This is a genomic window from Vicinamibacteria bacterium (genome assembly GCA_035620555.1).
In the GTDB taxonomy this organism is placed as follows: Bacteria; Acidobacteriota; Vicinamibacteria; order Marinacidobacterales; family SMYC01; genus DASPGQ01.
Map to the genome: position 1 here is coordinate 1 of DASPGQ010000015.1, position 17,835 is coordinate 17,835.

General features: G+C 60.8%; 29 protein-coding genes and 1 pseudogene. 2 read left to right on the forward strand and 28 right to left on the reverse strand.

Annotation, left to right across the window (positions count from 1 at the left end; genetic code table 11):
• A partial coding sequence (locus tag VEK15_00445; GenBank protein ID HXV59131.1) for an aminotransferase class I/II-fold pyridoxal phosphate-dependent enzyme occupies positions 1 to 741 on the reverse strand: 741 nt, incomplete at its 3' end.
• Between the two features lie 139 nt (positions 742 to 880).
• Here VEK15_00445 and VEK15_00450 point away from each other — a divergent pair.
• A complete protein-coding gene (locus tag VEK15_00450) occupies positions 881 to 1,528 on the forward strand; it encodes a hypothetical protein (protein ID HXV59132.1) in 648 nt (215 codons plus the stop codon).
• Positions 1,529 to 1,545: 17 nt separating this feature from the next.
• Here VEK15_00450 and VEK15_00455 read toward each other — a convergent pair whose 3' ends face one another.
• The 3 genes from VEK15_00455 to VEK15_00465 are packed head-to-tail and all read right to left on the reverse strand — an operon-like array spanning position 1,546 to position 3,801.
• A complete protein-coding gene (locus VEK15_00455) occupies positions 1,546 to 2,454 on the reverse strand; it encodes a hypothetical protein (GenBank protein ID HXV59133.1) in 909 nt (302 codons plus the stop codon).
• The gene (locus VEK15_00460) at positions 2,451 to 2,963 is read right to left on the reverse strand and encodes a hypothetical protein (protein ID HXV59134.1); all 513 of its coding nucleotides are present in this window, start codon (positions 2,961 to 2,963) and stop codon (positions 2,451 to 2,453) included. Before VEK15_00460 ends, VEK15_00455 begins: the two co-directional genes overlap by 4 nt.
• A gap of 4 nt (positions 2,964 to 2,967) precedes the next feature.
• On the reverse strand, positions 2,968 to 3,801 hold the full coding sequence (locus VEK15_00465; protein ID HXV59135.1) for a hypothetical protein: 834 nt from the start codon (positions 3,799 to 3,801) through the stop codon (positions 2,968 to 2,970).
• Positions 3,802 to 3,932: 131 nt separating this feature from the next.
• Here VEK15_00465 and fusA point away from each other — a divergent pair, with 131 nt between their 5' ends.
• Positions 3,933 to 6,005, forward strand: a complete 2,073-nt coding sequence (gene fusA, locus VEK15_00470; protein ID HXV59136.1) for an elongation factor G — start codon at positions 3,933 to 3,935, stop codon at positions 6,003 to 6,005.
• A gap of 1 nt (position 6,006) precedes the next feature.
• Here fusA and rplQ read toward each other — a convergent pair whose 3' ends face one another.
• The 24 genes and pseudogenes from rplQ to rpsC all read right to left on the reverse strand — a co-directional run.
• A complete protein-coding gene (gene rplQ / locus VEK15_00475) occupies positions 6,007 to 6,540 on the reverse strand; it encodes a 50S ribosomal protein L17 (protein HXV59137.1) in 534 nt (177 codons plus the stop codon).
• 2 nt (positions 6,541 to 6,542) lie between these two features.
• Positions 6,543 to 7,496: pseudogene (locus tag VEK15_00480) on the reverse strand (DNA-directed RNA polymerase subunit alpha).
• 32 nt (positions 7,497 to 7,528) lie between these two features.
• Positions 7,529 to 8,158, reverse strand: coding sequence for a 30S ribosomal protein S4 (gene rpsD, locus VEK15_00485; protein ID HXV59138.1), 630 nt, complete (start codon positions 8,156 to 8,158; stop codon positions 7,529 to 7,531).
• A gap of 47 nt (positions 8,159 to 8,205) precedes the next feature.
• A complete protein-coding gene (rpsK, locus tag VEK15_00490) occupies positions 8,206 to 8,610 on the reverse strand; it encodes a 30S ribosomal protein S11 (protein ID HXV59139.1) in 405 nt (134 codons plus the stop codon).
• A 3-nt stretch (positions 8,611 to 8,613) separates the two neighbouring features.
• On the reverse strand, positions 8,614 to 8,979 hold the full coding sequence (rpsM, locus tag VEK15_00495; protein ID HXV59140.1) for a 30S ribosomal protein S13: 366 nt from the start codon (positions 8,977 to 8,979) through the stop codon (positions 8,614 to 8,616).
• 9 nt (positions 8,980 to 8,988) lie between these two features.
• A complete protein-coding gene (rpmJ, locus tag VEK15_00500; protein ID HXV59141.1) occupies positions 8,989 to 9,102 on the reverse strand; it encodes a 50S ribosomal protein L36 in 114 nt (37 codons plus the stop codon).
• Positions 9,103 to 9,127: 25 nt separating this feature from the next.
• Entirely contained in the window at positions 9,128 to 9,346 is a 219-nt protein-coding gene (gene infA / locus VEK15_00505) for a translation initiation factor IF-1 (GenBank protein ID HXV59142.1), read from the reverse strand.
• Entirely contained in the window at positions 9,339 to 10,118 is a 780-nt protein-coding gene (map, locus tag VEK15_00510; protein ID HXV59143.1) for a type I methionyl aminopeptidase, read from the reverse strand. The genes infA and map overlap by 8 nt, the downstream gene beginning before the upstream one ends.
• Positions 10,115 to 10,684, reverse strand: coding sequence for an adenylate kinase (locus VEK15_00515; GenBank protein HXV59144.1), 570 nt, complete (start codon positions 10,682 to 10,684; stop codon positions 10,115 to 10,117). The genes map and VEK15_00515 overlap by 4 nt, the downstream gene beginning before the upstream one ends.
• A 55-nt stretch (positions 10,685 to 10,739) precedes the next feature.
• Positions 10,740 to 12,125 (reverse strand): preprotein translocase subunit SecY, encoded by a 1,386-nt coding sequence (secY, locus tag VEK15_00520; protein HXV59145.1) that lies wholly within the window; start codon positions 12,123 to 12,125, stop codon positions 10,740 to 10,742.
• Positions 12,122 to 12,568 carry a 50S ribosomal protein L15 gene (rplO, locus tag VEK15_00525; protein HXV59146.1) on the reverse strand — a complete coding sequence of 149 codons (447 nt, stop codon included), beginning with the start codon at positions 12,566 to 12,568 and terminating at the stop codon, positions 12,122 to 12,124. Before rplO ends, secY begins: the two co-directional genes overlap by 4 nt.
• Positions 12,569 to 12,580: 12 nt before the next feature.
• A complete protein-coding gene (rpmD, locus tag VEK15_00530; protein ID HXV59147.1) occupies positions 12,581 to 12,790 on the reverse strand; it encodes a 50S ribosomal protein L30 in 210 nt (69 codons plus the stop codon).
• A gap of 4 nt (positions 12,791 to 12,794) precedes the next feature.
• Positions 12,795 to 13,298: a 30S ribosomal protein S5 gene (rpsE, locus tag VEK15_00535; protein ID HXV59148.1), complete on the reverse strand. Its 504-nt coding sequence runs from the start codon at positions 13,296 to 13,298 to the stop codon at positions 12,795 to 12,797.
• Positions 13,299 to 13,325: 27 nt separating this feature from the next.
• On the reverse strand, positions 13,326 to 13,679 hold the full coding sequence (gene rplR, locus VEK15_00540) for a 50S ribosomal protein L18 (GenBank protein ID HXV59149.1): 354 nt from the start codon (positions 13,677 to 13,679) through the stop codon (positions 13,326 to 13,328).
• A 5-nt stretch (positions 13,680 to 13,684) separates the two neighbouring features.
• Entirely contained in the window at positions 13,685 to 14,224 is a 540-nt protein-coding gene (gene rplF, locus VEK15_00545; protein HXV59150.1) for a 50S ribosomal protein L6, read from the reverse strand.
• A gap of 19 nt (positions 14,225 to 14,243) precedes the next feature.
• Positions 14,244 to 14,639 (reverse strand): 30S ribosomal protein S8, encoded by a 396-nt coding sequence (rpsH, locus tag VEK15_00550; GenBank protein HXV59151.1) that lies wholly within the window; start codon positions 14,637 to 14,639, stop codon positions 14,244 to 14,246.
• Between the two features lie 16 nt (positions 14,640 to 14,655).
• Positions 14,656 to 14,841 (reverse strand): type Z 30S ribosomal protein S14, encoded by a 186-nt coding sequence (locus tag VEK15_00555; GenBank protein HXV59152.1) that lies wholly within the window; start codon positions 14,839 to 14,841, stop codon positions 14,656 to 14,658.
• A gap of 191 nt (positions 14,842 to 15,032) precedes the next feature.
• Positions 15,033 to 15,575, reverse strand: coding sequence for a 50S ribosomal protein L5 (gene rplE / locus VEK15_00560; GenBank protein ID HXV59153.1), 543 nt, complete (start codon positions 15,573 to 15,575; stop codon positions 15,033 to 15,035).
• A complete protein-coding gene (rplX, locus tag VEK15_00565; protein ID HXV59154.1) occupies positions 15,572 to 15,910 on the reverse strand; it encodes a 50S ribosomal protein L24 in 339 nt (112 codons plus the stop codon). The genes rplE and rplX overlap by 4 nt, the downstream gene beginning before the upstream one ends.
• 25 nt (positions 15,911 to 15,935) lie before the next feature.
• Entirely contained in the window at positions 15,936 to 16,304 is a 369-nt protein-coding gene (gene rplN, locus VEK15_00570) for a 50S ribosomal protein L14 (GenBank protein HXV59155.1), read from the reverse strand.
• 22 nt (positions 16,305 to 16,326) lie between these two features.
• Entirely contained in the window at positions 16,327 to 16,599 is a 273-nt protein-coding gene (rpsQ, locus tag VEK15_00575) for a 30S ribosomal protein S17 (GenBank protein ID HXV59156.1), read from the reverse strand.
• A gap of 11 nt (positions 16,600 to 16,610) precedes the next feature.
• The gene (rpmC, locus tag VEK15_00580) at positions 16,611 to 16,832 is read right to left on the reverse strand and encodes a 50S ribosomal protein L29 (protein ID HXV59157.1); all 222 of its coding nucleotides are present in this window, start codon (positions 16,830 to 16,832) and stop codon (positions 16,611 to 16,613) included.
• 4 nt (positions 16,833 to 16,836) lie between these two features.
• Positions 16,837 to 17,253 (reverse strand): 50S ribosomal protein L16, encoded by a 417-nt coding sequence (rplP, locus tag VEK15_00585; protein HXV59158.1) that lies wholly within the window; start codon positions 17,251 to 17,253, stop codon positions 16,837 to 16,839.
• Between the two features lie 6 nt (positions 17,254 to 17,259).
• Positions 17,260 to 17,835 (reverse strand): 30S ribosomal protein S3 (gene rpsC, locus VEK15_00590; GenBank protein ID HXV59159.1); only part of this gene is annotated, 576 nt, incomplete at its 5' end.

The window sequence follows — 17,835 nt, forward strand, 5'->3', positions numbered from 1 at the left end:
CCAGCCGGTCATTGCGTAACCTTTCGAGTGTCCGCTGGCAATGATCGTTCGCCTGGTCATCGAGGGTACCGAGGCGATGGAGAAATGCTCGAAGCCGTCGAAACAGATGTGCTCGTAGATCTCGTCCGAATAGATGCGAACGTTGGGATGCGCCTTGCGCTCCATCAACTTCGCCACACCTTCGAGAAGCTCGCGAGACAGCACGCCTCCCGTCGGGTTGGAGGGAGAACAGAGCATCAGGATCTTCGTCCTCGGGGAGACGAGAGCCTCGAGGTCCTCGGGCGCGAAAGCGAAGCCCTTCTCCTGCCGCAGAAGCAGGGGAACCGGTGTGCCTCCCATGTAGGTGACCCACGATTCATATATGGGGAAGCCCGGGCTCGGGTAGATGACTTCGTCACCCGGGTCCACGTAGCTCATCATCGTGTAACCGATGGCGGGCTTGGCACCGGGGAGCACGACCACCTGATCGGGATCGACCTCGATACCCCGAGTCTTCCTCACGTGTGCGGCCGCGGCCTCGCGCAAGGACCGGATGCCGGCCGGGTCGGTGTAATGGGTATTGCCACTCTTGATGTTCTCGATGCCCACTTGATTGATGTGCGGGGCGGAGTCGAAGTCGGGCTCCCCGATCGTGAACCGGATTACGTCGATGCCCCTCTTCTGCGCTCGAACGACGTCCTCACCGATCTTGAAAGCGTTCTCCGTACCCATGGCGGACAGGCGTTCTGCAAACAAAGCCATACTGGCGGCGATTCTATTAGCTCGACCCCGACCCCGCAAGGCAAATCACTGAAAACGCGGGCTTTGAATGGATTTGTTGAGGCCTGGCGGCGGCTCAGACTATAATTGGCTCAACCGGTAAAACGAATCGGGGATTGTCATGCGATGGACGTTGGTTGTGGCGCTGCTTCTGACGCTTCCCGCTCTGGGTCTCGGTCAATCTCTCGGCGAAGTCGCCAAGAAGGAACGGGAACGACGGGAGAAGAACAAGCAAGAAGGCAAGAGGGCCCTCGTATTTTCGGAAACGGAGATCTTCGGAGAGGAACGGGAGGCCGAGAGCGCTCCCGCGGAGACCGGCGCCGAAACGCCGCCTCGAAGCTCCAGTATCGGTGAACGTCCAGCGCGCGATCGCAGCGAGAGTGGTGAAGAAGGTGATGTCCCGAGCTCCATTCCTCCCGACCTCCCGCTCGACGAAAAACTGGTCATGTTCGAGCGGATGAAGGCGCATTACGAGAGTCAGGTTCGGCAGATCGACGAGGAGATTGCCAAGAACGAAGCGCGCATCCGCGAGCTCGATTCCGAGATCCGGTCCGCCTCGACGTCTGGAGGCGCGGGGCTGCCCGTCGCCCCGTCGGCCGATGTCACCAATCGGCAATTCACCGGTCAGGAATCCGTTACCCTCGTGGAGGAGCAGCAGAAGCTCAAGACCATGAACGAGCGCCTCCAGGCGCAAAAAGAGCGGCTCAAGCTCAACCTCCAGGAGCAAGGACGCGTCGCCGGCATCCCTCCGGGATACTTGAGATTTTGAAGCGCTCGGGCGAGCACTTACGGGAGTCGCAGCACGAGCCGCTCACCGGTGCTGGAGTGAAACAGGGTCACGCTCTCTAGTGGCTCGACCCGCTCGAGCGCATAGCCGTCGAAATCGTCTCCTACCTGCAGGAGGTGGAGCTCGCCTTTGAACCTCACCGCGGCCAGCACACGTCTTTCGACGTCGGGCTCGAGCTCGGGTCGCGCCAACACGAACCCGGTGAGCTCTGGGAGCGGCGCCTGGGCGGGAACGATCGGGGGCGGGGCCGTCGTCTCCGCGCGGCGATCGGCTTGCGTCACCGCCAGATCAGGTGCCGGGTCATAACCGGCAGATTGGAATTCGAAGAGATTACGCCCGGGAGCTGCCGAGCTCTCCCGCGAAAGCCAACTCTCGAGCCGCGCGATCTCGGCGGGTGCCAGCTCGCCTGTTTTCGGCACATTCCATACGGCGGTCCATCGAGCATCGAGTGAGACGAGCTCGTCGTCACCACGGAGTCGGAGCTCCCTGGTCGCCAGGGGAAGAGCGGACGCCTCGATCCTCGCAAGGTATCTCTGTATCGAGGAGAATCGGCCACGCAGGGTCGCATTGATGTTGGTGCCGTCTTCGGAGCCCCCGGAATCGACGGCGCGAAAATCGAGGGACAGACGGTCCAGGGCCAGACCTTCCTCCATTCCGATGAGCTCATCCCGAAAGGTCGCTATGTCCAACGGCCGGGATACCTGCGATGCGTCGACTCGCTTCGTGAAGGCGTCGACGAGAGCACCGGTCTCTTCCCGAAGCCGCTGACGCTCTTGCGAACGGGAGGCCGCCGCGCTCAGCTCGGACAGGCGGCTCTCCAGGGCTTCGCGCTCTCGATTGGACCCGCGCAAGCTCCACCAAAGGGTCCCGTTGACGATGACGAGGGACAGGATCAAGGCGGATCTCATGGGGCTCGGAGCTCCACGCGAAGCCGAACCGAAAGAAGCCCGTCGGCCGAGAGCCTCTCTTCGAGCAGTGAAGTGGACGAGACCAGGAGGGACCCGGCCACACTTCTCTGGAAACTCGTGACGTCCTCGGCACCGGGCGCCTTGGCGTCGATCAAGACGTCCGCCGAGGGCGGCATCGGATGAATCGTCAGAGCGACGAGGCTCATGTCGCGGGGTAGCGACGAGTCGATGAGAGCGAGAATCGCCGTCGCCGAGTGCCCCGCCGCGAGCCCCGACGCGCTGATTTGTCTCAACCTCTGGATGATCGCGTCATCCGTCCGGGGAGAGTCCGTCTCCAGGCGCTCCTCGGCATCCGAGACCTGGTCACGCAACGCCTTTAGCTCCTCGCCGGTTCTGCGTGCTCGGAACCCATGAAGAAGCGTCGCCACGAGCAGGATCGGCCATACGAGCCGTGTCAGCCCGCGGTTCCGCTCGACTCGCTCGAGACCCAGATTGATGCCCTGCCTCATCGCGTCATCCCGTCAGCCGCCGCAATAGAGCTCGGACGGAGCTCAAGATCAAACCGCGCTCGTCCTCTTCCTCGGCCGAGATCCCGCCGAAGTCGAAAGTTTCCCGAGCTCGCTCTGCACAGGCCGATGCCCCCTCGCCCGAAAGCCTGAGCGAGCCGACCGGGGCGCCGTAGTGGCCCGGCAGTCTGCCGATTTCTCGTACGACGCTATCCAAGGTACCTGGCGGCCTCAGCTTGAACCTCAAATCGATGAGCTCACCCGACCGGAACACCGCCAGGCTATAGTGGGCGCGATAGAGTTGAGCGTGCACGACCATGGCCTCTTTCGATTTGGATTCCTCTGCCCAGCCGGGGATTCTCGCGAGGCTGCAGGTGTCCACCCATCGAAGACGCGCTCCGGTTGCTTCCACGATCTGTTCGTATTGGCGAACCACCACATTACGTACGGCGGCGCCCAGAACCTCGTGGCGGAATCCCCGCCAGAAATCCGAACGGATCTCCAGTTCGGGGGACGCCGAGCGGCCCGCGATTGCTGCTCGCAGCTCCCGGTGCTTCAACTTCGAGCCGTCGGCGAACAACGCCGTCGTGACCGCGAGGTCGGGCAGCGCCACGACCGCGGCCCCGGCGCGGCCCCCGAGATCCTCCACTAGCTGACAGCTCAGACGCGCCAGCTCGGCAACCGATTGGACGTTCGGCGCAAGGGGAGATGGTTTCAGCAGCCCCGGGGGGAGCTCGGAAAAAGCCGGTGGCCCCCCGTCGCTTGCGACCACGAGCCACTGGTCCGAGAAAGCGAATCCGACCCGCGGGCGGCGCCACGGCCAGACGATGGCAGGCATCATGATTCGAGATTCTTATTATAGCCGTCGTTTGCTTTGAATTTGGCCGGTGTTATAATCCGCGGGCCCAAGGCTCCGAACGGCCTCGGCCGGCCCTCCTCGGCGCCGTACTTCTCCCCGACGGAGGCATCAGGATGAAGACCTACGATACCGCCAGCATTCGAAACGTTGCGACGGTTGGCCACGGTGGCTCGGGCAAGACCTCGCTCGTGTCCGCCTTTCTTTACGACACCGGCGCGGTGAACCGCTTCGGAAAAGTCGAAGAAGGCAACACCGTTACCGATTTCGACGCCGACGAGATCGCGCGTCAGATCAGCCTCTCCACCGCTCTGGCGCATTGTGAATGGAACAAGACCAAGATCAACCTTCTCGACACGCCCGGTTACGGCAATTTCATCCAGGAAGCCCGGGTGGGCCTGCAGGTTGCCGATGCCGCCCTCGTCAACGTATGTGGCGTGGCCGGAGTAGAAGTCCAAACCGAGAAGGTCTGGAAGTTTGCCGAGGAGTTCGGCCTCCCTCGGATCGTCGTGGTCAACCGGCTCGACCGCGACCGCGCCAGTTTCTCCCGCTCGGTCGAATCGATTCAAAGCGCCTTCGGACGGACTGCGATCCCGATCCAGCTGCCGCTGGGCGAGGAGAAGGACTTCCGAGGCGTCGTCGACCTCGTGAAGATGACCTCCTTCGTGAGCAAAGGGGACGACAAAGGCTCGTTCGAGGAGCAGCCCGTGCCCGGGGAGTTGAAGGAAGCTGCCGAGTCGGCAAGAAGCGCCCTGGTGGAAATGGTTGCCGAGGGCGACGACGCTCTCATGGAAAAGTACTTCGAGGCGGGTGAGCTCACCCCCGATGAGCTCGTGAGCGGCCTGCGGAAGACCATCCTGGCGGGGACCATCTTTCCCATCCTGGCCTGCTCGGGAACGAAGAACATCGGAGTCAGACAGATCTTGGACGTTCTCGTGGAGCTCGCTCCCGCTCCCGACGCGCGCGGTGAGGCGGTCGGGAAGGACGGCTCGGGGAACGAGCTACGGCTGTCGATCAAGAATGACGCGCCCGCTTCCGCCTTCGTATTCAAGACGATTGCCGATCCCTTCGCCGGCCGCATCAGCCTCTTTCGCGTGATGAGCGGGGTGTTGAAATCCGATTCGACCTACCAGAATACGAGCAAGAGCGTCTCGGAACGCGTGGGAAGCCTGGCGCTTCTTCAAGGGAAGGAATCGACGGCGGTGAGCGAGGTGGGCGCGGGCGACATCGCTTCGGTCGCCAAGCTGCGGGAGACTCAGACGGGCGACACTCTCGCGGAGAAGTCGAATCCGATCGTTTACAAGGCCCTCGAGTTCCCCGAGCCGGTGATCAGCTTTGCCATCGAGCCCAAATCCCGGGGCGACGAGGAGAAGATCAGTCAAGCGATGCAGCGCATGGCCGAGGAAGATCCCATGCTTCGTTTCCATCGGGAATCGGAGCTGCTCCTCTCCGGAACCGGACAGCTCCACATCGAGGTCACGGTCTCCCGGCTGAAGCAGAAGTTCGGCGTAGAGGTCGATCTACACCCTCCCAAGGTGCCTTATCGAGAGACCATCACCGCCATCGCCGAAGCCCATGGTCGGCACAAGAAACAAACCGGGGGTCACGGCCAGTTCGCCGATTGTTGGGTCCGTTTCGAGCCCCTTGCCCGCGGATCCGACTTCGAGTTCGGCAATGAGGTCTTTGGTGGGGCGATTCCCAAGCAGTTCATTCCCGCGGTCGAGAAAGGGATCCAGGAGGCACGCGTCAAGGGGTACCTCGTCGGCTTTCCCATGGTCGACTTCAAGGCGACGGTATACGACGGGAAATACCACGCAGTCGACTCGTCGGAAATGGCATTCAAGATTGCTGGCTCGCTGGCATTCAAAGACGCCATGGAGCGTTGCAAGCCCACTCTCCTCGAGCCAATCATGAACGTGGAGATCGTCGTCCCCGAGGAGATCACCGGCGACGTCCTCGGTGATCTGAATTCCCGCCGCGGGCGAACCCAGGGTATGGACCCAAAGGAACGGGTTACCGTCATTCGTGCCCAGGTGCCAATGGCGGAGATGTTGAGCTACGAGCCCGCGCTCACGTCGATGACTGGCGGCAGGGGATCGTTCCACATGGATTACTCACATTACGAGGAAGTCCCCTCGCACCTGATCCCCAAGATCATCGCCGAGAAAAAAGCCAAGGCAGAAGAATGAATTACTTTGTCGCCGAGGCCTTCTTTCGGGGTCTGCTCTTTTTCTTTGCGGTTTTTTCCCCGGCTTCGTCCGGTTCGGCTTCGGCCCCGGTGGCGGCTTTCGCCTCCTCCTTCGCCTGATCGCTTTTCTTCTTCTTCGCGGATTTGTCCGCCGCGGGGCCGGAATCCGCGGTCTCGAGGCGGTAGTCGACGAACTCGATCAGGGCCATCGATGCCCCGTCACCCTGACGGGGGGCGAGCTTCAAGATGCGAGTATATCCTCCAGGACGTTCCGAAAATCTCGGAGAGATGCTGACGAAAAGCTTCTTGACCGCGTCCTTGCGCGGAAGGATGGAGAGCGCACGTCTTCGCGCGTGGAGCGAGTCTTTCTTCCCCAGGGTGACGAGCTTCTCCACGAACGGCCGCAGCTCCTTCGCCTTGGCCACCGTGGTGCGAATGCGCTCCTTGGCGATGAGCGACGCCGCCAAGTTTCGGAGAAGCGCCGTCCGGTGAGGCGTGGTCCGTCCGAGCTTGCGGTGCGCAACTCGATGTCTCATGTGTCGATTCTCATGCCCAGCGATAGTCCCAGCGTACCCAGGATTTCCTTGATCTCGTTCAGCGACTTCCGCCCGAAGTTCTTGGTCTTGAGCATTTCCGCCTCGGTCTTCTGAACCAGCTCACCGATGGTCTTTATGTCGGCATTCTTGAGACAGTTGTACGATCGCACCGAAAGCTCGAGCTCGTCGACGCTGCGATTCAGGTGCTCGACGAGGGAATCTCGCTTCGTCTCGATAGTAGTCTCGGCGACTGCCCCTTCGTCTTCGAAGTTGATGAAGATTGCCAGATGGTCCTTCAGGAGCTTCGAAGCCAGGCCGACCGCGTCCTGGGGCATGACGCAACCGTTGGTCCAAACGTCGAGGGTGAGCTTGTCGTAGTCGGTCGCCTGCCCGACTCGGGCCGCCTCGACGACGTAGTTGACCTTCTTGATGGGAGAATGAACCGAGTCCAGCGGGATGTATCCGATCGTCAGATCGTCGTCGAAGTTCTTTTCCGCGGGTACGTATCCGCGGCCGTCCTTCAACCGCATCTCCAGCTGAAGTTTTCCCGAGCTCGACAGCGTGGCGACATGAACCGTTTTGTCGAGGACCTCGACGTCCGCGGGGAGCTCGATGTCATTCGACGTCACCGTGCCTTCTCCCTCGGCGTTGAGCAAGACGGTCTTAGTTCCGGGAGAATGGAGCTTGAACGGGATTCGTTTGAGGTTCAGGATGATCTCGGTGCTGTCCTCGAGCGCGCCGGGGATGGGCGAGAACTCGTGCAACACCCCTTCGATCTTCACGGCGGTAATGGCGGCTCCTTCGATCGAGGACAACAGAACCCGCCGCAGGGCATTGCCAATCGTGGTCCCGAAACCCCTCTCAAAGGGCTGTGCGGTGAACCGCCCGAATTGACGAGTCAGAGTAGAGTGATCCACTTCGAGCCGTTTCGGCTTTTGAAATCCTGTCCACAACATACTGACGAAAGACCTCCTCTGGTCGATTCGATCTACTTGGAATAGAGCTCGACGATGAGCTGCTCCTGAAATTGCAGTTCGAGATCGTCGCGACTCGGGAGCGACACGATCCGGCCCGAAGTGCCTGCCTCGCCGAGCTCCAACCACTTGGGGACCCCGCGGCTCTTGGACATTTCGGTTGCGTACTGAAAATGGGGATGCGCGGCATACTTAGGGCTCACGGATACGACGTCCCCCTCTCTGACGGAAAAGGACGGAATATTGACCCTTCGTTCGCCGACGCGAACGTGGCCATGGCGTACGAGAAGGCGTGCCTGGGGGCGCGACGTCGCGAATCCGAGACGGTATACCGTGTTGTCCAGACGCCGCTCGAGCGACTGCAACAGCACCTCACCGGTGATGCCTCGGGTGCGCTCGGCGCGCTCGAAGTACAGACGGAATTGTTTTTCGAGAAGACCGTAGGTCCTCTTTACCTTTTGCTTCTCGCGAAGCTGGAGCCCATAGCCCTGAATGCGGCTGCGACGGGCCTTGCCATGAGCGCCGGGCGCGAAATTGCGTTTTTCGATCGCGCACTTCGGCCCGAAGCAACGCTCGCCCTTCAGAAAGAGCTTCATGCCCTCCCTGCGGCAGAGCCTACAAACGGCACCCCGATATCTAGCCAATCCGTTCCTCCTGGAGCTTTGCTTCCATCAATCGATCGAGCCCTGTCTCAAACCCGTCGCCTCTTCGGTGGCCGACAGCCATTGTGAGGGATGGGGGTGACATCTCGAATGGATTTGACCTGGATCCCGGCAGCTTGAAGAGCTCGAATCGCCGATTCCCGCCCCGAGCCCGGACCTTTGACGAGCACGTCGAGGCTCTTGCACCCCATCGCTCTCGCCGCCTGCGCGGCCTGACTCGCTGCCTGCTGAGCAGCAAATGGTGTCCCCTTGCGGGATCCCTTGAAGCCGAGTCCGCCCGCACTGGCCCAGCAGACGACGTTGCCTTCGACATCGGAAATCGTCACCTGGGTGTTGTTGAACGTCGCCTGAACGTGCGCGATTCCGTTCAACAAGGTACGTTTCTCCTTCTTCTTGAAGCTCTTCTTCTTGCCTTCCGCTTTCTTCGCCACGATCGATTACCTCTTCTTCATCGTCCCCTTGCGCGGACCCTTTCGGGTCCTCGCGTTCGTATGAGTCCGCTGCCCCCGACAAGGAAGGCTTCGGCGATGCCTCAATCCGCGGTAACAGCCGATATCCATGAGACGTTTGATGTTCATCGAGACCTCCCGCCGGAGATCTCCTTCCACTCCCCCCTCGGCGTCGAGCACCTTGCTGATCTGACTCACCTGCTGCTCGGTGAGATCCTTGACCTTGATGCTCGCTTCGATCCCCGCCTTGTCGAGGATGGCCCCGGCCCGGGTGTGGCCAATACCGTAGATATAGGTCAACCCGATCTCGATCCGCTTTTCGCGTGGCAAGTCCACGCCGGCGATGCGTGCCATATCGCTCTCCTATCCCTGTCGCTGCTTGTGCTTGGGGTTGATGCAGATGACCCGAACCACCCCCTGGCGCCGAATGATCTTGCACTTCGCACAGAAGCGCCGCACCGATGCTCGTACTTTCATCTCGTATCCTTCCCGTTTCTCATGATCACTTGTAGCGATAGACGATTCGCCCGCGCGTCAGATCGTAGGGGGACAGCTCCACCAATACCTTGTCGCCCGGCAGTATGCGAATGAAATGCTTTCGCATCTTTCCCGAGACGTGAGCGAGCACCTGGTGCTTGTTCTCCAGCTCCACTTTGAACATCGCGTTCGGCAAGGGCTCGATCACCGTCGCCGTGACCTCTATGGCCTCTTCTTTAGCCAACTTTCGCACCCTCGAAGACAGCGCGCGGTTCCGCGAGGATCCACGGTCCGGACTCCAAAATAGCAACCGAGCGCTCGAAATGCGCGGCGGAACTCCCGTCGGCGGTCACGACGGTCCAACGATCTGCAAGGGTCCTCACGTGGTGCTCCCCGGAATTGACCATCGGCTCGATCGCAAGACACATACCCGGAAGCAACTTGGGGTCGCGACCGGCGCGCACGAAGTTCGGGACCGGTGGGTCCTCGTGCAGTGCCCTCCCGATACCGTGCCCGACGAACTCGCGAACGACGGCAAAGCCTCGCGCCTCGACGAAACTCTGGATGGCATAGGATATGTCAGAAACACGGTTTCCCGCCCGAGCCGCATCGATGCCGTGGAACAAGGCATTTTCCGTCACTTCGAGCAGCCGGCGGAGGTGGTTGGGAATCTCTCCCACCCCCGCGGTGATGGCGTTGTCACCGTAATAGCCATCCACCACGCACCCGAAGTCCAGACTGACGAGGTCCCCGTCACGAAGGACTCGATGGGTCGATGGAATTCCGTGAACGACCTCGTCGTTGACCGAGATGCAGACGTTCGCGGGGAAGCCTCTGTATCCCTTGAACGCCGACTTGGCTCCTTCCCGGCGAAGCTCCCTCTCAGCGATTCGGTCCAGGTCCGCCGTCGTCATACCGGGCGAGAGGGCGTTTTTCATCAGCTCGAGCGTCTGGAGCACGATGGCATTCGCCTGATGCATCTTGTCGAGCTCGGTGTCAGACCTCCTGTGGATCACGCCCGGGCCTCCTCTTCGATGAGACCGGTGAGTCGCGCGAAAACTTCGTCGACCGTGCCCGAGCCATCGATGGCGCAAACGCGATTGCCGTAGTACTCGATCAGGGGCCTGGTCTTCTCCTGATAGACCTCGAGTCGATGCAGTACCGTCTCTTCTGCGTCGTCGGAACGGCTCGCCTCATTGCGTCTGCCGGCAATCCGATGCATCAGTTCCTCGTCGTGGAGCTCGATGTTGGCGACGACGACCGGCGGAACCGCTCGCTCACCCATCATCTCGTCGAGGGCTCTCGCCTGGGGGATGGTCCGAGGGAATCCATCGAGAACGTATCCGCGAGCACAGTCCGGTTGGGCCAGGCGCTCTCGAATGATGCCGAGCATGATTTCGTCGCTAACCAGCTGGCCACGGTCCATCACCGCCTTGGCTTTCGTCCCGAGCTCCGTGCCTCGCGCCGCCGCTTCCCGAAGAATGAGCCCGGTCGAGATGTGGGGAATGCCGAGCTCCTGGGAGAGCTTATGAGCTTGCGTGCCCTTGCCCGCTCCCGGGGGCCCAAGCAAGATCAGCCTCACCACGAACCAGCCTCCGCCTCAGTCGCCTCTCGCGTCCGGAATGTTGAAACTCGCCTCATCCTCGCCGTCCGCGAATCCGCCCTCTCTTCATGAAGCCGTCGTAGTGCCTCATGATGAGCTGGCTTTCGATTTGTTGGACGGTGTCCATGGCCACTCCCACGATAATCAGCAACGAGGTGCCACCGAAATAGAACGTCACTCCGAGCCCCTCGGTGATCCAGCTCGGAAGCCAGGCGTCCAGGGCAGGCCCAATCAGAGGAATGGGCGCCACGCGGAATCCGGCGATCATGAACTCGGGAAGCACCGATACCGCGGCCAGATAGAGCGCGCCGCCGAAGGTCAAACGGGTGAGGATGTTGTCGATATATTCCGCGGTGCGTTTACCCGGCCGGATGCCGGGGACGTAACCACCATGCTTGCGCATGTTATCCGCCACGTCTTCGGGATTGAAGATGATCGCCGTGTAGAAGTAACAGAAGAATACGATCCCCGCCACGTAGATGATGGTGTAGAGCGGCATGCCCCAGGCGAGCTGCTGGGCCACATTCGCCATCCAGGGGCTGTTGGGAAACATCGAGGCAAAGGTCTGCGGAAGCGCGATGATCGAGCTGGCGAAGATGACGGGAATGACGCCGCCGGTATTCACCTTCAACGGAAGATGCGTGGATTGTCCCTGATACATCCGCCGGCCAACGACCCGCTTGGCGTACTGGACGGGAATGCGCCGCTGCGCTCTCTCGACAAATACGATGACGCCAACGACGAACACCATGAACACCGTCAGCAGAAGGATGCCGAAAACGGTCTGCTCGCCCGTCGATATGTTTCGAATCGTGGTGACGATCGCTTCGGGGAAGCCCACGACGATGCCCGCGAAGATCAGCAGGGACATGCCGTTTCCCACACCCCGCTCGGTGATCTGCTCGCCAAGCCACATGATGAAGACCGTTCCCGCCGTCAACGTCAGGACGGTCATGAAGGTGAACCCGAGACCCGGATTGGCGACCAGCGTGAGGCCCCCGGTGAGCTCGGTCTTCTGGAGAAAAGCGGCGATCCCCGCGGATTGAACGACGCTGAGAAGGACCGTTCCGTAACGCGTGTACTGAGTGATCTTCTTCCGGCCCAGCTCGCCTTCCTTCGAAAGCTTCTCCAGATAAGGCCACACAACGGTGAGCAGCTGGAGAATGATCGAAGCGCTGATATACGGCATGATCCCCAGGGCGAATACGGTGACGCGCGAGAGGTTGCCGCCCGAGAACATGTCCACGAAACCGAACCAGGTGCCGCGATTCTGTTCGAAAAACTCGGTCAGGGCACGCGCGTCCACCCCGGGTGTCGGGATGTGGTTCCCCAGTCGATAGACGGCGAGGATGCCGAGCGTGAACAGAACTCGATTCCGGAGATCGGGAATGCGGAAAATGTTCTTGAGGCTCTCGATCAATCCTTGATCTCCTCGACGCTACCCCCGGCCGCCTCGATCTTCTTGCGCGCACCGGCGCTGAAGTAATGCGCTTTGACGACGAGCTTCTTCTCCACCTCGCCCGTACCCAGTATCTTGACGCCGTCGTAATGCTTCTTGATGCGACCTCGCTCGACAAGAAGCGCCGGGGTCACGACCGTGCCCTCGGCAAAAATGCCCAGGTCGCGAACGTTGACCGTCTCGATGTGCCTCTTGAAAATATTGGTGAAGCCACGCTTGGGCACGCGCCGGATGAGCGGCATCTGGCCGCCCTCGAAGCCTCTTCGACGCGAGTAGCCGGAGCGTGACTTGGCGCCTTTCTCTCCGCGACCGGCCGTCTTGCCGCGGCCAGAGCCCGGACCACGCCCGACTCGCCTCGGGGCTTTGCGGGCACCCTCTACTGGCTTCAATCGATCTAAACCCATGGTATTTCCGTCTTACGAATCCAAGACCTCTACGAGGTGGATGACCCGAGAAACCATTCCCCGGATCTCGGGCGTGTCCTGCCGCTCGACGACGTGGTTGATTCGCCTGAGCCCGAGTCCCCGCAAGACTTCGCGTTGATAGGCCGTCGAGCCGATCGGACTCCTGACGAGCTTTACCTTTACCGTTGCCGTCTTCGTCTTCTTGACTGCTTTTTTCGTCACGAGCTTATCCCGTGACCTCGGCGACGTCCTTGCCGCGGAGACGTGCGACCTCCTGGGGGTGGCGAAGCGCCTGTAGGCCAGCGATCGTCGCCTTGACGACGTTCTGCGGATTCGCGCTCCCGAGAGACTTGGTGAGAATGTCCTTGATTCCCGCCGCCTCGACAACGGCTCGGACCGCTCCCCCGGCGATGACGCCTGTACCCTCCACCGCCGGCTTGAGCAGCACGCGGCCGGCACCGAATATCCCGGTCACCTGATGCGGAATGGTGGCGCCGGAGAGCGGAATGCGGATGAGGCTCTTCTTGGCAATCTCGATTCCCTTTCGGATCGCCGAAGGCACCTCTTTCGCCTTCCCCAGACCGAATCCGACGTGGCCATTGCCGTCCCCCACGACGACGAGGGCGCTGAACGAGAGGTTTTTCCCTCCCTTGACTACCTTGGTAACGCGATTGATGGCAACGACTTGATCTCTCAATTCCATCTCGGACGCGTCGATTTTTTGTGGCATTTCGCTCGTTCCTGCTCTCCTGCCTTCTTACATCTTCAGTCCGGCCTCACGCGCGGCGTCGGCCAGCACCTGAATTCGACCATGATATTTGAAGCCTCCGCGGTCGAAGACAACGGACTCGATCCCCTTCTCGTGGCAGCGAGCGGCAATCAGCTTTCCCACCTCGGCCGCGCCCTTCTTGTTCGACCCGTTCTTCAGCCCTTCCTCGCGACTGTTGGCCGCTGTCAGCGTTCGTCCGGTTGCGTCATCGATCACTTGAACGTACAAGTGCTTCGAGCTCCTGAACACGCTCAGTCGTGGCCTCGTCTCCGTCCCCTGGACTTTCTTCCGAATTCGGTAGTGGATCCGGCGCCTAGCGTCGGCCTTCTGACGAATCTTCATTGAGATCAACCAACTCCAGTCTTTCCCGCTTTCCTCTTGAGGTGCTCACCGGTGTAGCGGATTCCCTTCTGCTTGTACGGATCCGGTTTTCGCAGAGCGCGAATATTGGCAGCGGTCTGCCCAACGAGTTGCTTGTCGGCACCGGAAACGACGATATGGGTGTTCTTGTCCACCTTTATCTCGATTCCATCGGGGATGGCGAAATGGATGGGATGAGAGTAGCCGAGAGCGAACTCGACCTTTCTTCCCACGACCTGCGCTCGATAGCCGATCCCCACGATGTCGAGCTCTTTGGAGAAGCCTTCATGAACCCCATGGACGGCGTTGGCAACGAGGCTCCGCGCAAGCCCCCAGAACGGCTTCGAGGTGTCCGCTTTCTCCCTGGGTGCCGCCTTCAAGTGCCCGTCCTCCTGGGAGACCTCGATCCCGTCGGGCAGCGACGTGACCAGCTTACCCTTCGGCCCCTCGACCGCCACCTGGCTCCCCGACACGGTGACCTTGACACCCTTCGGTATCGGTATCGGTTTTCCGCCTACTCGCGACATCGGTAGTTCCTCTCGCCGCCTACCACACGTTGCACAGGATCTCGCCGCCGACGCCGGAGCTCGATGCCTGTTTGCCGGTCATGACGCCCCGGGACGTCGAAAGGATGTTGATCCCCATCCCACCCTGAACCTTGGGGATGCCGTCCTTGTTCACATAAACGCGGCATCCCGGCCGCGACACGCGCTGCAGCCCCAGAATGACGCCGCCACCGGTCGCACTTCTACGAAGGACCAGGCGGAGAACACCCTGCTTGTCATCGTCGGTCTTCTCATAGTCCTCGATGTAACCCTCTTGCTTGAGAATCCGCGCGATTTCCACCTTCAGCTTCGAGGCCGGAAGTTGCACGGTCTCCTGCCGGGCGCTCATCCCGTTGCGAATCCGGGTAAGCATATCGGCGATGGGGTCGCTCATCATGGCGTATCTCTCCTCGTTACCAGCTCGACTTCATCAGGCCGGGAATCTCTCCCGCCAGCGCCAGCTTGCGGAAACACAGTCGACACAAACGAAATTTTCGGATAAAGGCTCGGGGTCTGCCGCAACTGTTACAGCGATTGACCTGCCTGACCTGAAATTTCGGTTTACGCATCGCCTTGGCGATCGCCGACTTGCTAGCCAAAATTACTCCCTCCCGTGACCACGGCCACTGATCCCGCGAGTTCGTGGTCCTTCATCGTCACCCTGTTATTGCTCAATGCCGTGGCGGGACCCGCAATCGATCGGCCGCCACGGCTCGGGCTGCTTACGGCACGGCGAGCGTGCCGGGCTCGCTCCGCTCGCGCAGGCTGGGCAGACTTCTTCATCACCCTGCTAGTTCTTTCTGAACGGCATGCCGAGGAGCTCCAGGAGTCTTCGCGCCGCCCGGTCGTCTCTCGAGGTCGTCACGAAAGTGATGTTCATTCCGCGACTCTGGTCGACCTTCGAATAATCGATCTCGGGAAAGATGAGCTGGTCCTGGAGTCCCATCGTATAGTTTCCCCGACCGTCGAACGAGCGAGTCGGGACGCCGCGAAAGTCGCGGACGCGCGGAAGCGCGACGTTCAGTAGTCGGTCGATGAACTCGTACATTCGTCTGCCGCGAAGAGTGACGGTGCAACCTACCGGCTGGCCCTCTCTTACCTTGAAGGCAGCGATCGACTTCTTCGCCCGTCGCATCACTGGCTTCTGACCGGTGATCTTCGCGAGGTCGTCCATGGCGGCGTCGAGAAGCTTGATGTTCTGAGAAGCGTCCCCTACGCCAGAATTGACCACGACCTTCACCATCCGAGGAGCCGCCCAGACGTTGTCGATCGAAAGCTCTTTCATGAGCTGGGGACGAATCGTTTCCTGATAGGTCTTCTCGAGGCGGCTCATTTGTCGATCACTCCCTCACAGGCGGTGCAGGTTCGTACCTTTCGACCGTCGGTGAGGGTCTTGTGCCTCACGCGCACCGACTCGTTGCATTCGGGACATACGATCATCAGGTTGCTCACGTGCAAAGAGGACTCGCGCTCGACGATTCCACCCTTGATGTTCTGCTGCGGGTTGGGTCGAGTATGCCGTTTGATCATGTTCACCCGCTCCACGATGGCGCGGGCTCGTGACGGCATGACGCGAAGGACCTTGCCCCGTTTGCCGCGGTCCCTGCCGGCGATGACCTCTACTTGATCGTTCTTGCGGATGTGCAATCTCACCCGAGCACCCACCATTCCATCAGCGTCGCTCGTCCGTCCATCAAAGCACTTCCGGCGCGAGCGATACGATTCTCATGAACTTCTTTTCCCTCAGCTCGCGGGCCACCGGACCGAAGACCCGGGTGCCCAGCGGCTCGTTCTGGTCGTTGATGAGGACCGCGGCGTTGTTGTCGAAGCGAATATAAGTGCCGTCCCGCCGACGGAACTCCTTTCGCGTACGCACGATAACCGCCTTGACCACCGACCCCTTCTTGATCGTGCTCTCCGGGGTCGCTTCCTTGACCGATGCGGTAATGACGTCACCCAAGTGCGCGATGCGTCCCACGCCCCCTCCCCGAGGGTGAATACAGGCGATCTTCTTGGCACCGGAGTTGTCGGTGACCTCGAGCACCGTTTGCATTTGAATCATCGCTCGAACCCTCGCGTGAGTGTCACTCGCTCTGTGCTTCCAACGAGCCGGCGGGCGACGACTCGAGAACTTCCAACAAGCGCCAACGCTTGTGCTTCGAAAGCGGCCGGCACTCCACGATTCGAACCCGATCGCCGATTCGCAATCGATTCTCGTCGTCGTGCACCATGAACGTCGACGTCTTCTTGAACGAACGCTTGTAGAGTGGATGGCGCACCAGACGCTCGACGGTCACCACCGCCGTCTTGTCCATCTTGTTGCTGGTGACGACTCCGACCTTCATTGCCTTGGCCATGGCCGTTTTCCTTATCCCTCACTCTCTCTCGCGGCACGCGCTTCGGCGAGACCGATCTCCCTGAGGACGGTCTTCACTCGTGCCAGGTCCCGTCTGAGACTCTTCAGCTTCACGCTCTGATCGAGCTGACCGGTTTCCTTCTGCATCCTCGCCCGGAAAACCTCTTCCAGAAGCTCGGAGGCCTTACCTCGAAGCTCCTCGGCTCCGAGCTCACGAATCTTCTCGATTTTCACGCCCTCACGCCTCCTCGAAACGGGTGACGAACCTCGTCTTGATGGGAAGCTTGTGTCCCGCGAGTCTCATGGCCTCGCGGGCGACGTCCTCGGTGACGCCTTCCATTTCGTACAAGACCTTTCCCGGCTTCACCACGGCGACCCAGAACTCCGGAGCGCCCTTTCCCTTTCCCATACGAGTCTCTTGCGGCTTCTTGGTCACGGGCTTGTCGGGAAACACGCGTATCCAGATACGGCCGCTCCTCTTCACGAATCGGGTGATGGCAACGCGGGCCGCCTCGATCTGGCGGTCGGTGATCCATCCTGGTTCCATCACCTTGAGCCCATAGTCGCCGAAGGCCACGGTATGTCCGCGCCAAGCCTTCCCCTTCATGCGACCCCTCTGCTGCTTGCGGAACTTGACCTTCTTGGGCATCAACATGGTGGACTACTCCGCTTCTCGCCGGGCATGTCGCGGCGCCTCTTCACGAAACGCCGGACCGAGCGGAACTGACTCTCCTTTGTAGATCCAGCACTTGACGCCGATCTGTCCGTAGGTCGTGAAGGCCTCGGCGAAGCCATAGTCGATGTCGGCACGGAGGGTGTGAAGGGGAAGCTGGCCCAGCAGATACCACTCGGAGCGCGCGATCTCCGCCCCGTTCAATCGACCGGCACAGCGCACGCGGATTCCCTTCGCACCAAAACGAAGGGTCGAATCCACGGCTTTTCGCATCGCCCGTCGAAAGGCAATTCGCTTCTCGAGCTGGAGGGCGATCGACTCGGCTACCAGCTGGGCATCGAGCTCCGGCTTCGCCACTTCGATGATATTGATGTAGACCTCGCGCTGGGTGGTGGCCTGAACTTCCTGCTTCAACCGATCCACCTCGGTACCCTTCCGGCCGATGATGATCCCGGGGCGAGAGGTATGAATGTTGATCTTGAGCTTGTTCGCCGCTCGCTCGATCTCGACCCGGGCCACCCCGGCGTGGGAGAAACGCTTCTTGAGCTGACGCTTCAGCTTCAG

What these genes read in the sequence shown, in the direction of transcription:
- VEK15_00450 (HXV59132.1), top strand. Translation starts at nt 881, where the DNA reads ATGCGATGGACGTTGGTTGTGGCGCTGCTTCTGACGCTTCCCGCTCTG.
- VEK15_00455 (HXV59133.1), bottom strand. Translation starts at nt 2,454, where the DNA reads ATGAGATCCGCCTTGATCCTGTCCCTCGTCATCGTCAACGGGACCCTT.
- VEK15_00460 (HXV59134.1), bottom strand. Translation starts at nt 2,963, where the DNA reads ATGAGGCAGGGCATCAATCTGGGTCTCGAGCGAGTCGAGCGGAACCGC.
- VEK15_00465 (HXV59135.1), bottom strand. Translation starts at nt 3,801, where the DNA reads ATGATGCCTGCCATCGTCTGGCCGTGGCGCCGCCCGCGGGTCGGATTC.
- fusA (HXV59136.1), top strand. Translation starts at nt 3,933, where the DNA reads ATGAAGACCTACGATACCGCCAGCATTCGAAACGTTGCGACGGTTGGC.
- rplQ (HXV59137.1), bottom strand. Translation starts at nt 6,540, where the DNA reads ATGAGACATCGAGTTGCGCACCGCAAGCTCGGACGGACCACGCCTCAC.
- rpsM (HXV59140.1), bottom strand. Translation starts at nt 8,979, where the DNA reads ATGGCACGCATCGCCGGCGTGGACTTGCCACGCGAAAAGCGGATCGAG.
- rpmJ (HXV59141.1), bottom strand. Translation starts at nt 9,102, where the DNA reads ATGAAAGTACGAGCATCGGTGCGGCGCTTCTGTGCGAAGTGCAAGATC.
- rplO (HXV59146.1), bottom strand. Translation starts at nt 12,568, where the DNA reads ATGGGTTTAGATCGATTGAAGCCAGTAGAGGGTGCCCGCAAAGCCCCG.
- rpsE (HXV59148.1), bottom strand. Translation starts at nt 13,298, where the DNA reads ATGCCACAAAAAATCGACGCGTCCGAGATGGAATTGAGAGATCAAGTC.
- rplR (HXV59149.1), bottom strand. Translation starts at nt 13,679, where the DNA reads ATGAAGATTCGTCAGAAGGCCGACGCTAGGCGCCGGATCCACTACCGA.
- rplF (HXV59150.1), bottom strand. Translation starts at nt 14,224, where the DNA reads ATGTCGCGAGTAGGCGGAAAACCGATACCGATACCGAAGGGTGTCAAG.
- rpsH (HXV59151.1), bottom strand. Translation starts at nt 14,639, where the DNA reads ATGATGAGCGACCCCATCGCCGATATGCTTACCCGGATTCGCAACGGG.
- rplE (HXV59153.1), bottom strand. Translation starts at nt 15,575, where the DNA reads ATGAGCCGCCTCGAGAAGACCTATCAGGAAACGATTCGTCCCCAGCTC.
- rplX (HXV59154.1), bottom strand. Translation starts at nt 15,910, where the DNA reads ATGGTGGGTGCTCGGGTGAGATTGCACATCCGCAAGAACGATCAAGTA.
- rplN (HXV59155.1), bottom strand. Translation starts at nt 16,304, where the DNA reads ATGATTCAAATGCAAACGGTGCTCGAGGTCACCGACAACTCCGGTGCC.
- rpsQ (HXV59156.1), bottom strand. Translation starts at nt 16,599, where the DNA reads ATGGCCAAGGCAATGAAGGTCGGAGTCGTCACCAGCAACAAGATGGAC.
- rplP (HXV59158.1), bottom strand. Translation starts at nt 17,253, where the DNA reads ATGTTGATGCCCAAGAAGGTCAAGTTCCGCAAGCAGCAGAGGGGTCGC.